The 12,411-nt window shown below is 68.8% G+C and carries 13 protein-coding genes; 3 read left to right on the top strand and 10 right to left on the bottom strand.

Going from position 1 to position 12,411, the window contains the following annotated elements; genetic code table 11:
• Window positions 1–376 precede the first annotated feature (376 nt).
• The 9 genes from parC to pyrE form a co-directional block, all read right to left on the bottom strand.
• Window positions 377–2,626, bottom strand: coding sequence for a DNA topoisomerase IV subunit A (gene parC, locus Q7T09_RS02910; protein WP_304697465.1), 2,250 nt, complete (start codon window positions 2,624–2,626; stop codon window positions 377–379).
• A 57-nt stretch (window positions 2,627–2,683) separates the two neighbouring features.
• Window positions 2,684–3,415 (bottom strand): DNA repair protein RecO, encoded by a 732-nt coding sequence (recO, locus tag Q7T09_RS02905; RefSeq protein WP_304697464.1) that lies wholly within the window; start codon window positions 3,413–3,415, stop codon window positions 2,684–2,686.
• Window positions 3,416–3,710: 295 nt separating this feature from the next.
• Window positions 3,711–4,643, bottom strand: a complete 933-nt coding sequence (era, locus tag Q7T09_RS02900) for a GTPase Era (RefSeq protein ID WP_304697463.1) — start codon at window positions 4,641–4,643, stop codon at window positions 3,711–3,713.
• On the bottom strand, window positions 4,640–5,338 hold the full coding sequence (gene rnc, locus Q7T09_RS02895; RefSeq protein ID WP_304697462.1) for a ribonuclease III: 699 nt from the start codon (window positions 5,336–5,338) through the stop codon (window positions 4,640–4,642). Before rnc ends, era begins: the two co-directional genes overlap by 4 nt.
• Window positions 5,335–6,114 carry a signal peptidase I gene (lepB, locus tag Q7T09_RS02890; RefSeq protein WP_304697461.1) on the bottom strand — a complete coding sequence of 260 codons (780 nt, stop codon included), beginning with the start codon at window positions 6,112–6,114 and terminating at the stop codon, window positions 5,335–5,337. The genes rnc and lepB overlap by 4 nt, the downstream gene beginning before the upstream one ends.
• 97 nt (window positions 6,115–6,211) lie before the next feature.
• Window positions 6,212–7,351, bottom strand: a complete 1,140-nt coding sequence (gene bla / locus Q7T09_RS02885) for a class A beta-lactamase (protein ID WP_304697460.1) — start codon at window positions 7,349–7,351, stop codon at window positions 6,212–6,214.
• A gap of 59 nt (window positions 7,352–7,410) precedes the next feature.
• The gene (acpS, locus tag Q7T09_RS02880) at window positions 7,411–7,809 is read right to left on the bottom strand and encodes a holo-ACP synthase (RefSeq protein WP_304697459.1); all 399 of its coding nucleotides are present in this window, start codon (window positions 7,807–7,809) and stop codon (window positions 7,411–7,413) included.
• Entirely contained in the window at window positions 7,806–8,564 is a 759-nt protein-coding gene (locus tag Q7T09_RS02875) for a pyridoxine 5'-phosphate synthase (RefSeq protein ID WP_304697458.1), read from the bottom strand. The genes acpS and Q7T09_RS02875 overlap by 4 nt, the downstream gene beginning before the upstream one ends.
• The gene (pyrE, locus tag Q7T09_RS02870; RefSeq protein ID WP_304697457.1) at window positions 8,561–9,145 is read right to left on the bottom strand and encodes an orotate phosphoribosyltransferase; all 585 of its coding nucleotides are present in this window, start codon (window positions 9,143–9,145) and stop codon (window positions 8,561–8,563) included. The genes Q7T09_RS02875 and pyrE overlap by 4 nt, the downstream gene beginning before the upstream one ends.
• A gap of 77 nt (window positions 9,146–9,222) precedes the next feature.
• On the opposite strand from pyrE, the gene Q7T09_RS02865 reads away from it, so the two are divergent.
• Entirely contained in the window at window positions 9,223–9,747 is a 525-nt protein-coding gene (locus Q7T09_RS02865; protein WP_304697456.1) for a GNAT family N-acetyltransferase, read from the top strand.
• Here the strand turns inward: Q7T09_RS02865 and Q7T09_RS02860 are convergent.
• Window positions 9,735–10,631: an EamA family transporter gene (locus Q7T09_RS02860; RefSeq protein ID WP_304697455.1), complete on the bottom strand. Its 897-nt coding sequence runs from the start codon at window positions 10,629–10,631 to the stop codon at window positions 9,735–9,737. The two genes, Q7T09_RS02865 and Q7T09_RS02860, sit on opposite strands and share 13 nt — an antisense overlap.
• A 192-nt stretch (window positions 10,632–10,823) precedes the next feature.
• On the opposite strand from Q7T09_RS02860, the gene Q7T09_RS02855 reads away from it, so the two are divergent.
• On the top strand, window positions 10,824–11,702 hold the full coding sequence (locus Q7T09_RS02855; protein ID WP_304697454.1) for a TauD/TfdA family dioxygenase: 879 nt from the start codon (window positions 10,824–10,826) through the stop codon (window positions 11,700–11,702).
• Window positions 11,699–12,400, top strand: a complete 702-nt coding sequence (locus Q7T09_RS02850) for a glutathione S-transferase family protein (RefSeq protein ID WP_304697453.1) — start codon at window positions 11,699–11,701, stop codon at window positions 12,398–12,400. The genes Q7T09_RS02855 and Q7T09_RS02850 overlap by 4 nt, the downstream gene beginning before the upstream one ends.
• The last annotated feature ends 11 nt before the right edge of the window (window positions 12,401–12,411 follow it).

The raw sequence follows: 12,411 nt of genomic DNA, 5'->3' as shown, positions 1-12,411 counted from the left end.
ATCTCCTCGATCGTCACCGCATCGTTGCGCAGCAGACGCGTCAGGCGGATCTCTCCAGCCCGATCGCCGCCAAGCCGGCGGACCCGAAGACCCCGCCCACCCGTCTCCACCAGACGAGCATGCAAGAAGGCCCCCCTTTTCCAGGCGGCGGTCGCCAAACCGCCCCAGCGTCACATCCAACATCGCCTGCTCCCATCATGACCAACTCAGGGAATCAGACTTCCACAACACCCTCAAATGCAGATGTGTGAATGCGGTAGCCTTTATGGGGAGGGGCAGATCGCGATAGCGGTCAGGGTGGGGAATACCGGCAAGACTCCCCCACCCGTCCGGCGTTTCACGCTGTCCACCCTCCCCATGAAGGGGAGGGAGAATCTCATTTCGGTTTGAACCGCTTGCTGGTGGGGAAGCCCTTCGGCGCCAGCTTGCCGGCGGCGGCGCGTTTGGCGAGCCAGTCCTTCCACTCGGCCCAGACGCGTGTGCGGCCGGCGGGGTCGATCCAGGTCGCGCCGTCGGCCTCGTTGAAGACGATGGCGTCGCGCAGGCCGCCCTCGCGGTAGGTCTGCAGCTTCACGCCCTTGCCGCGCGGCATCTCCGGTAGTTCGGCGAGCGGGAAGATCAGGATCTTGCCGTTGTCGCCGATGACGCCGAGGTGATCGCCGGTGGCGGGCATGGCGAAGGCCGCGCCCTTGGCGCCGACGTTCAGCACCTGCTTGCCGGCGCGGCGGGCGGAGATGGCCTCCTCCTCCGGCATGACGAAGCCGTAGCCCTCCTTGGAGGCGATCACCCTTTTGGAGCCCGCTCGATACGGGAAAACGTCGACGATGTCGGTCTTGTCGTCGAGGTCCAGCATCAGCCGCAGGGGTTCGCCGTGGCCCCGCGCCGAGGGAAGCTTGTCGCAGCCGACGGTGAAGAACCGGCCGTCGGAGGCGAAGATCAGCAGCTTGTCGGTGGTTTCGGCCGGGACCAGGAAGCCGAGCTTGTCGCCCTCCTTGAACTTCAGCTCCGAGGGATCCTCCACCCGGCCCTTGGCCGCGCGGATCCAGCCGCGATCCGACAGGATGACGGTGATCGGCTCACGCACGATCATGGCCTCCATGGCCGCCTCGGCGTCCACGGTGGGCGCCACGTCGAAGGTGGAGCGGCGGCGGCCGAGCGTGGTGTCGGGGCCCAGGATCGCGCGCACGTCCTTCAGGCCCAGGCCCACCAGCTTCCACTGCTGCTTGTCGTCGCCCAGCATCTTGACCAGGCCGTCGCGCTCCTCGGCCAGTTCGGCGTGCTCGCGGCGCAGCTCCATCTCCTCCAGCCGGGCCAACTGACGCAGGCGGGTGTTGAGGATGGCGTCGGCCTGGAGGTCGGAGAGGTCGAAGGCCTCGATCAGCTTGGCCTTGGGCTCCTCCTCATAGCGGACGATGCGGATCACCTCGTCCAGATTGAGGAAGGCGATCAGCATCCCGTCGAGGATGTGCAGGCGCGCCTCGATCTTGTTGAGCCGGAAGCGGGCGCGGCGGATCAGCACCTCGCGGCGGTGATCCAGGAAGGACTGCAGGCAGCGCTTCAGGCTCATGACGCCGGGCGTGCCGCGGGCGTCGAGGACGTTCATGTTGACCGGGAAACGTGTCTCCAGGTCGGAGAGCTTGAACAGGCTCTCCATCAGCACCTCGGGCTCGACGTTGCGGCTCTTGGGCTCGAGGATCAGGCGCACGTCCTCGGCGCTCTCGTCGCGCACGTCGCCCAGCAGCGGGGCCTTCTTGGTCTCGATCAGGCCGGCGAGCTGCTCCACCAGGTCGGCCTTCTTCACCTGATACGGAATCTCGGTGATGACGATCTGGTAGGTCCCTCGGCCGTTGTCCTCCTTGGACCAGCGGGCGCGCACACGGACGCCGCCGCGGCCGGTCTCGTAGGTCTCGGCCATGGAGGCCCTGGGCTCGACGATCACCCCGCCGGTGGGGAAGTCGGGGCCCTGGACGTGCTCCAGCAGGTCCAGCGTGGTGGCTTCGCGGTTGCTGAGCAGGACCAGGCAGGCGTCGATCAGCTCAGCGGCGTTGTGGGGTGGGATGGAGGTGGCCATGCCCACGGCGATGCCGGACGAGCCGTTGGCCAGCAGGTTGGGGAAGCCGGCCGGCAGGACGACGGGCTCCTCGTCCTCGCCGTCATAGGTGGAGCGGAAGTCCACCGCGTCCTCGTCGATCCCGTCCAACAGCAGCTGGGCGGCGACGGTCAGCTTGCACTCGGTGTAGCGCATGGCCGCGGCGTTATCGCCGTCGATATTGCCGAAGTTGCCCTGGCCATCCACCAGCGGGTAGCGCTGGGCGAAGTCCTGGGCCAGGCGCACCAGGGCCTCATAGACCGCCACGTCGCCGTGCGGGTGATACTTGCCGATGACGTCGCCGACGACCCGGGCGCACTTCTTGGCCGTGGTGGTGGGGTCCAGGCGCAGCATGCGCATGGCGTACATCAGCCGCCGGTGGACGGGCTTGAGGCCATCGCGCACGTCGGGCAGGGCCCGACCGGTGATGGTGGAGAGCGCATAGGCGAGATACCGCCGGGACAGGGCCTCGGTCAGCGGCTCGTCGATGATGCGCTCGCCGTCACCGTCGAACGGCGGGGGGGTGTGTTTGGTCATGGGAGAATCGCGAACTCGGTTGCGCGGTGATTCTAGCGGGCCGGGGCGGCGGCGTCTCTAGAGGCGGTCCGCGTCAGATAGACGGTCCACAAGCCAGAGCCGGGCCGGCGGCAAGGGGCGATTGAGCGGATTGAACACGAAGGCCCGCAGGAAGTGGGCGGTCAGGTCCAGGCCCGCGCCGACGTCGCCCGGCGCGATTCCACCCTGGGCCGAGAGCAGGAAGGGCGGCAGGGCCAGCAGCCGGTCCTTGTACGGCTCGCCCGCCGTCCGGCTCACCGCCCGGCCGGTGCGGGGGCTGACATAGATCAGGTCGTCCAGCGCCCCGGTGGCGGCGCATCTCGACAGGTCGAGGCCGAACCCCAGGTCCTGCAGCAGGCCGGCCTCGAACCGCACGAAGATGGCCGGCCAGATGTCGGGATGGATCAGGGACTCCGTCAGGGCCTCGAAGGCGTAGAAGGCGCCCGCATGCGGCTCGCGCTCCGGCAGGGCGGCTGCGGCCACGGCGGCGGCGGCGGCCAGGCCCGCCAGGGCGAGCGCATCGTCGAACAGGGCCGAGGGTCCCTCCCCCACCGGCTCCAGGGTGACCGAGCCGAGCTGATCGGACACTCGAGCGCGATAGGAGATCACCGCGCGGGCCCCGGCCTGCAGCAGCGGCTTGAGCCTGCGCGAGGTCCCACCGGCCACATGGGCGGCGTAGCGGCCATGGTTGGCGGTCAGGAACTCCACGATGGCGCCGGCCTCCCCGTGGGGCCGGGCCGAGAGCACGAAGGCGTCATCTTCGAATTCCATGGCGTCAGGCGAACACCAAGGCTCCTTCTCCCCTTGCGGGAGAAGGTTTCGGGCGGAGGCCCGACGGATAAGGGGTCGCGCTCCGCTCTCGGAACAAGACACCCGTCATCCCGGGCGACCGCAGGGAGACCCGGGACCCAGGTGACTGGATGGGGCCCCTGGGTCCCGGCTCTGCGCTTCGCTCCGGCCGGGATGACGGAGTGGGTTTGCTGGATAGGACCATCAACCCCTCATCCGACCCCGCTTCGCGGGGCCACCTTCTCCCGCAAGGGGAGAAGGACGGCGAAGGGCGATCCTAGACATCGAAATCCAAACCCACGTCACCGTAGAACTCGCGCTTGTCGGCCCAGCGTTCGTCGACCTTGACGGTCAGGAACAGGTGCACGGTCACGCCCAGCAGGGTGGTGAGCTCCTCGCGAGACTTCTGGCCGATCCACTTCAGGGTCTGGCCGTTGGCGCCGAGCACGATGGGACGCTGGCTCTCGCGCTCCACATAGATGGTCTGCTCGATGCGCAGGGAGCCGTCCTTGCGCTCCTCGAAGGAGGTGGTCTCCACCGCGGCCGCATAGGGCAGCTCCTCGTGGACGCGCAGATAGATCTTCTCCCGCGTGATCTCGGCGGCCAGCAGGCGGACCGGCAGGTCGGCGGTCTGGTCGGCGGGATAGAGCCAGGGCCCCTCGGGCATCAGCTCCACCAGCCGCTTGGTGAGGTCGTCGACCCCCGCGCCGGTGGCCGCCGAGATCATGAAGACCTCGCTGTAGACGCCTGTTTCAAAGAGCCTTTGGGAGATGGCCAGCAGGTTCTCGCGCTTGACGCCGTCGATCTTGTTGAGCGCCAGGATCACCTGCTTGCCGGAAGCCTTCAGGCCCTCGACGATGGTGTCGACGTCGGCCATGCCGCGGCGGTCGGCGGCCTTGCCGCGGCCCTCGTTGACGGCGATCTCGGCGGCGGCGTCCACCAGGTGGACGATGGCGTCGGCGTCCTCGGTCCCGCCCCAGGCCGAACGGACCATGGCCCGATCCAGCCGGCGGCGCGGCGTGAAGATGCCCGGCGTGTCCACCAGCACCATCTGGGTGTCGCCCTCGATGGCGACACCGCGCACCGGGAAGCGGGTGGTCTGGACTTTCTGGGTGACGATGGAGACCTTCGCGCCCACCATGCGGTTGGTCAGGGTGGACTTGCCCGCATTGGGCGCGCCGATGATGGCGACAAAACCTGCACGGGTCATTGGGTGGTCTCGTGTTTCAACAACATTACCTGAGCTGCGGCCTTTTCGGCCTCTTGTTTCGATCGGCCCTCGGCGGCCTGGGATTCATAGCCGGCGATCGCCACCTGGACGGTGAAGACCGGGGCGTGGTCGGGGCCGGTGCGGGAGATCAGGCTGTAGGCCGGCAGGGCCAAGCCCTGGGCCTGGGCCCATTCCTGCAGCCGAGTCTTGGGATCCTTGTTGCGCGGCTCGTCCAGGGTCGCGAACTGGTCCGCCCAGAAGGTCTGGAAGAAAGTCCGGGCCGCGTCCATGCCGCCGTCGATATATAGGGCCGCCATCAGGGCTTCGCACGCGTCCCCCAGGACGGTGTCGTTTTCCCGGGCGCCGATCTTGGTGGCGCTGGCGGCCAGGCGCAGGGCGTCGGGCAGGCCCACCGACCGGGCGACGTCGGCGCAGGCGTGGTAGTTCACCAGGGCCGCCATCAGCCGGCTCATCTCGCCCTCGCGGGCCTCGGTATTGAGCGCCATCAGGGCCTCGGCGGCCAGCAGGTTGAGCACCCGGTCGCCCAGGAACTCCAGCCGCTCGTTGTGGCGCACCTTGGTGGCCCCATCGCCGACGCTGGCGTGGGTCAGGGCCCGCTCCAGCAGGTCCCGGTCCTTGAAAACGTGGCCTATGCGGGCCTCGAGTTCGGAGACCGCGACGTCGCGCTTGTTCATTTCAGGCTGTGGAAGAACCGGCTTGGCCGCGCGTCCAGGACCCAGGTCCAGGGCTTGAAGAGCGAGGCGCCCTTGTTCCACGACAGCATGATGATGCGGGCCTTGCCCACCAGGTTCTCGGCCGGGACATAGCCCACGCCGCCCGCCTCGGGCGCCACGCGACTGTCGAGGGAATTGTCGCGGTTGTCGCCCATGAAGAAGTACTCGCCCTCGGGCACCACGAAGACCTTGGTATTGTCGACGTCGCCGTCGGGACCGAAGTCGTAGGTGATGATCCGCTTCCCGTTCGGGAGGGTCTCCTCGAAGCGTTCGACGTTGCGGGTGAAGCCGTAGCCGGAATCCACCATCACCGGGGCCAGCGGCTTGCGCGGGATGGCCTTGCCGTTGATGTGCAACACGCCGCCGATCACCTGGATCCGGTCGCCCGGCAGGCCGATCAGGCGCTTGATGTAATCGACGTGGCCGTCGCGGGGCAGCTTGAAGACGATGACGTCCCCGCGCTCGGGGATGCGCTCCATGATCCGCCCCTTGAACAGGGGCGGACTGAAGGGGATCGAGTTCTTCGAGTAGCCGTAGGAATACTTCGACACGATGATGTAGTCGCCCTCCAGCAGGGTGGGCTCCATCGAGGCCGACGGGATGGTGAAGGGCTGGAAGAAGATCACCCGCAGGAACAGCGCGATCATGAGGGCGTAGACGACCGTCTTCACGATCTCCACGATCTCGTTCATGGCGCCCGACTTCTCGGAGCCCGCGCTGTGCACGTCGTCAGTCATAGTGAGTTCCGAAAACAACCGGCGCGCCGGGGCATGGAGAGGCTGTAGCTAACCGCTGCATAGCCCAGCGGCAAGAGTCGCGCCCGTGAACTCTTCATCAAGGCGAATGGGTCGCATCGCCTGGAGCTTGACCATAGACGCCGGTTTGGGCGGCGGTGTGGCGGTCGTGATGGGCGATCACGGCCCGGGCCACGGCGGCCATCAGGTCCTGGCGCTCGGGCGTCGGGCGACGGGTCTGGGCGATCATCACCGCCACCGCATAGCTGTGACCGTCCGGGGCGGTCATGATCCCCACATCGTTGAAGCCGGTGGCCACCGGCCCCATCACCTGGCCGGTCCCGGTCTTGTGAGCCAGCCGCCAGCCCGGCGCGAGACCGGCCGGCAGCCGGCTGGCGCCGGTCTCGGTCCCGCGCATGATGTCCAGCAGCAGGTCCGTGGAGGCCGGCGCCAGCAGTTCCCCGCGCTGCAGGCGGGCCAGGGCGGTCACCAGTCCGACGGGGGTGGCGGCGTCATAGGGGTCCTGCAGGTACGCATCCAGGTTCACCGAGCGGGCCTCGGGCGACAGGGTGTCGCGCTCGGTCCAGAAGGTGCGGTCGAAGGAGTATTCCGGCTTCCAGTCCAGGCCGGCGATCTGGGCCTGCATCACCTTCTCCGGCGGGCTGGCCCAGACCCCCTTGAGGCGATGGCCGTCGAGGATCGCCTGGACGGCGGTCTGGCCGCCGACATGGGCCACCAGCATGTCGTTGGCGGCGTTGTCGCTCTGGGCGATGGCCCCACGGATCAGCTCACGCACCGTGACCGGATAGCCGTTCTCGCCGACGTGCTTGCGCAGGGGCTGGTGGAAGATGCTGAGGTCGTCCTTGCGGACCACCAAGGTGTCGGCGAGCGCCATCCTGCCCCGGTCCACCGCGTCCAGGGCCGCCAGGGCCACCCAGAGCTTGGAGACGCTTTGCTGGGGGAACTTGCTGTCGCCGTCGAAGGAGGCCGTCCAGCCCTCGTCGACGTCGCGCACGGCGATGCCGACCCGCCCGTCGAAGCCGCGCCCCAGGGCGATGATCGCCCTCGAGAGGTCCGGCGCCTCGGTGGCGGCGACGGCCTGCTGCACCGTGCGCCCGGCCGGCAGGCGCTCGGCCGGCCGCCGCGCCTGGGGCCAGGCGAGCGCCAGGACCAGGGTCACCAGCGCCAGCGAAAAGCGCAGGCGGCGCCGGTCGTGCGTTTTTGCGGAGGCCCCCGACATGACGCAATCCTAGCACGAACCGCGCGCGTCTCACCCGCCCTCGCCCCAGACGGGACGGCTTATTCCGGCACGGCCTCGATGATCACGAAGGCCTGGGCGTAGGGGTGGTCGTCGGTGAGCGACAGATGGATCACCGGCTTGTGGCCCTCGGGGACCATCTTCTCCAGCCGGGCCAGGGCGCCGTTGGTGAGCGCCATGGTGGGTTGGCCCGAACGCATGTTCACCACCCCCATGTCGCGCCAGAAGACCCCGGCGCGCATGCCGGTGCCCAGCGCCTTGGCGCAGGCCTCCTTGGCGGCGAAGCGCTTGGCGTAGCTCGACGCCTTGTCCGGCTTGCGCTCGGAGCGGGTGCGCTCGATCTCGGTGAAGATGCGGTGGGTGAAGCGCTCCCCGAACCGCTCCAGGGTCGCGTGGACCCGGCGGATGTCCGACAGGTCCGAGCCGATCCCCAGGATCATGCCGCGCGCTCGGCGCGGGCTTCGTCCATCAGGGCCCGCATGCGCTGGATGGCCGGGGTCAGGCCCACGAAGATCGCCTCCCCGATCAGGAAGTGGCCGATGTTGAGCTCCATCACCTCGCCGATCGCCGCCACCGGCTTGACGCTCTCATAGTCCATCCCGTGGCCGGCATGGACCTCCAGGCCGATGCGGTGGGCCTCGGCGGCGGTGGCGCGCAGCTTCTCCAGCAGGCGCGGCGCCTCGGGTGAGCGGTCGCGGATCGCGTCGCAATAGGGGCCGGTGGTCAGCTCCACCACCTGGGCGCCGACGGACTTGGCGGCGGCCACCTGGTCCAGGTCTGCGTCCACGAAACAGGAGACCCGGATCCCGGCCTCGACGAAGCGGCGCACGGTGGGGGCGATGGCGTTGTGGCCCTTGACCACGTCAAGGCCGCCCTCGGTGGTCACCTCTTCCCGGCGCTCGGGCACCAGGCAGGCGGCGTGGGGGACATGGGCCAGGCAGATGGACTCCATCTCGGCGGTCACCGCCATCTCGAAGTTCAGCGGGATGCCGCGCCGGCGGGTGATGGCGGCCAGGGCGTCCATGTCTGCGTCTGAGATATGCCGGCGATCCTCCCGCAGGTGGGCGGTGATGCCGTCGGCGCCGGCGGCCATGGCCATCTCGGCGGCGCGGACGGGATCGGGATAGGTGGCGCCCCGGGCGTTCCGGATGGTGGCCACGTGGTCGATGTTCACCCCCAGGCGAAGGCGGCTCATCCGTGCAGTCTCCGGCTGCCCGGGTCTTCCACCGGGATCGCAGCCAGTTCCGGCGGCAGCTGATCGGCGGGATAGGCCGGAACGTTCAGGCGGGCGAGCGCCACGAAGGGCGCGCCGGGATCGGCCTTGCCGCCGGAGCGGTCGACGATAGCCGCGGCCACCACCACATTGCCGCCGGCCGCCTTGATGGCGTCGACGCATTCCCGTGAGGACAGGCCCGTGGAGACGATGTCCTCCACCATGGCGATCCGCGCCCCCGGCGGAATGGAGAAGGCGCGGCGAAGTTTGAAGGACCCGCCCTCACGCTCGACATACATGGACGGCACGCCCAGGTGCCGCGCGGTCTCGTAGCCCGGAATGATGCCACCCACCGCCGGAGAAATGCACAGATCGACCGGACCGACCTCGGCGATGATCTTGGCCGCCAGGGCCTTGCACAGCCGCTCGGTGCGCTCGGGGTACTGAAACACCAGGTTCTTCTGCAGGAAGGTCCCCGAGTGCAGCCCGCTGGAGAGCACGAAGTGGCCCTCGCGCAGGGCGCCCGACGCGCGGAATTCTTCCAGGACCTGTTCGGTGTTCATGAGAGCGCCTCCTTGACGCGGCTTAGCGAAACCACGTCAGGCTGTCATCTGGGATGGTGTGAGGAGAGACGCAATCCATGCTGAGCCGCGACATCCGGCTGACGACACCGCGCCTGATCCTGCGCCCCACCGAGCCGGCCGATGCCCCGCGCATGGCCCAGATCCAGTCCAACTGGAACGTCACCCGCATGCTGCGGCTGGCGCCGTGGCCCGCGACGGAAGAGGCCATGTTCGCATGGGCCGACCTGCACGGAAAGGAATGGGCGCAGGGAACCGCCTACCGTTTCGCCGTCCTGCTGGACGGGGTGATGATCGGAACGGCCGACATCGACGACATCTCCGGGACCTATGGCGAGATCGGCTACTGGTTCGACGAGCCCTATTGGGGGCAAGGCTACGCCGGCGAGGCCGCCGCCGCCCTGATGGACTTCGCCATCGGTACCGTGGGGCTGAAGCGCATCGTCGCCGGGCACAATGCGGAGAACCCGGCCTCGGGCGCGGTGCTGAAGCGGCTGGGCTTCCACTTCGTCGAGGACACCATGAAGTTCTCCAAGCCCCAGGGCGTGGAGGTCCCCTACCGGATGTACGCCTACGAGGTCTGAAGGGCCGACCGGCGCAGCATCGGCCAGAACATGTTGAGCGCCAGGCCGCCCAGCACCAGGCCCGCCGCCGCCAGCTTCCAGCCCTGCATCGGCTCCCCCAGCAGCGCCGCGGAGGCCGCCATCCCGAACACCGGCACGAAGAAGGCGAGCGGCGAGATGGTGGCCGCCGGATAGCGGGCCAGCAGCCAGCCCCAGGCGGCGTAGCCGAACAGGGTGTTTCCCACCGACTGCCAGAGCACCGCGGCCCAGGTTGCGGCGTCGGCGTGCGCGACGCCCTGGATCATCCGCGGCGCGCCCTCGAACACCAGGGAGAGGATTAAGAGCGGCGGGATGGAGAACAGGCTCGCCCAGACCACATAGGCCAGGGAATTGACCCCCGGGGTCGAGCGCTGCACCAGGTTGCCCCCGGCCCAGCTCGCCGCGGCGATCAGGACCAGGCCCAGGCCCAGCGGCGTGGTGGCGCCATCGGTGTGCCACAGGATCACCGCCAGGCCGGCGGTGGCCAGCAGCAGGGCCGCCACCTGGAACCGCTTCACCCGCTCGCCCGTCAGCCACATGGACAGGCCGATGGTGAAGAAGACCTGGACCTGCACCACCAGGGAGGCCAGGCCCGGCGAGATGTCGTGCTGCATGGCCAGGTAGAGCATGCCGAACTGGCCCAGGCCGATCAGCACCCCATAGGCCGCCAGGTTGCGCCACGGCACGGCTGGCCGCTTGAGGAAGAACACCGCCGGCATCAGGGCGAAGGTGAAGCGCAGGGTGGCGAAGGTCAGCGGCGGCAGGTGGGCCAGCGCCACCTTGATGACCACGAAATTGGTGCCCCACACCGCCACCACGGCCAGGGCCAGCAGGGCCGAACGCCAGGTCAGGGCGGTGGAGGTCATGGGGATCGTCCTTGGAAGCGAGGCCGTGGGGCCGACTTAGGCGTCGACGGGTGGAAAAGCTAGGCGGGCGCCCCAGCCGCCCTCCCCCCTCGCGGCAGAAAAACTGCGGGCGCCGGGGATTGAACGGCAGGCGCGGACGTGACGAAATCCCTCGCGAGAGGCGCCGGTCAGGCGCCCGGGAGGACCATAGCCATGCCGAACCTGCGCATCCGCCGCACCGCCGGCGCCCTGGGCGCCGAGATTTCCGGGGTCGACCTGTCCCAGGACTTCAGCGACGAGACCATCGCCGAGATCCGCCAGGCCTTCGTCGAGCACCAGGTGATCTTCTTCCGCGACCAGGCCCTGACGCCGGAGCGGCAGCTGGCCTTCGGCCGCCGGTTCGGCCCGCTGAACATCCATCCCTATGTCGCCGGCATGACCGACCACCCCGAGGTGATGGAGATCATCAAGGAGCCGCAGGACAGGGTGAACTTCGGCGGTGGCTGGCACTCCGACATGAGCTTCCTGGAGCACCCCTCCATCGGCTCCATCCTCTATGGCGTGGAACTGCCCGACTATGGCGGCGACACCCTGTTCGCCAGCCAAGCGGCGGCCTTCGAGGCGCTGACGCCCGGCCTGCGGGCCACCCTGGAGACCCTGAACGCGGTCCATTCGGCGGGACGGGAATACTCCGCCGGCGGCCACTCGGCCCAGAAGCGCTCCTCCATGAATGTGGCCGAGGCCGAGGGGGCGACCGGCGAGTTCATCCACCCCGTGGTCCTCGTCCATCCCGAGACCGGCCGGAAGGCGCTCTATGTGAACCCGGCCTTCACGATGAAGATCGAGGGCTGGAGCACCCGGGAGTCCAAGGCCCTGCTGGACTTCCTGTTCGACCATTGCCGGGGCGAGCGCTTCACCACCCGCTTCGCCTGGTCCCCGGGCTCGGTGGCCTTCTGGGACAACCGCTCGGTCTGGCACTATGCGCTGAACGACTATCCCGGCCAGCGCCGGCACATGCGGCGGGTGACGGTGGACGCCTGGCCGGGCGTCGAGGCCAAGGCCGGCGCCGGCCGCCTGGCCCACGCGCGGTGAAACTATTCCAGACCTATTCCTCGCCCTTCCCCACCCGGGTGCGGCTGATGATCTACGCCAAGGGCCTGGAGGTGGAGATCATCGAGCCTCCGGGCTTCCATTCCTCGGCGGAGTCCAAGGGCGACTACCTGACCATCAATCCCGTCGGCCGGGTCCCGGCCCTGGTGCTGGACGACGGCCGCGCCCTGCCTGAGTCCGAGGTGATCTGCGAGTACCTGGAGGAGGCCTATCCCAGCCCGGCCACCCAGCCGGCCGATGCCTGGGGGCGGGCCCGGATGCGGCTGCTCTCCCGCATCTGCGACTTCTACGTGGTCATGGCCATGGTCCCGCTGTTCAGTTTCTCGGCCCGTTCGCGCAAGCACTGGGACCCCCTCGCCATACGCGCGGCCACGGACAAGGTGGCCGAGGCCCTGGGGTTCCTGGAGGAATACATCGGGACCGACGGCTATGCGGTGGGCGCCAGCCTCACCCAGGCCGACGGGGCCATCACCCCGCAATTGGTCCTGGCCTGCGAGTGGATTCCCGGACTGTTCGGAACCCCAGATCCCCTGGGAAACCTCCCGAAGCTGGCGGCCTACTGGCTGGCGATTCAGACCGATCCCATCGCCAGACGCCTGATCGACGAGACTCGCGACGCCATCGCCCAGGAGCAGGCTGCGGCCAAGGCCATGGCGAACGCCGCGCGGGCCGCGACCTGAGCCCCAGCCGG

Source organism: Phenylobacterium sp. (assembly GCF_030645195.1).
In the GTDB taxonomy this organism is placed as follows: domain Bacteria; phylum Pseudomonadota; class Alphaproteobacteria; order Caulobacterales; family Caulobacteraceae; genus Phenylobacterium.
Note: the sequence above shows the minus strand (reverse complement) of the source record. Positions and strands in the feature narration are given on the sequence as shown.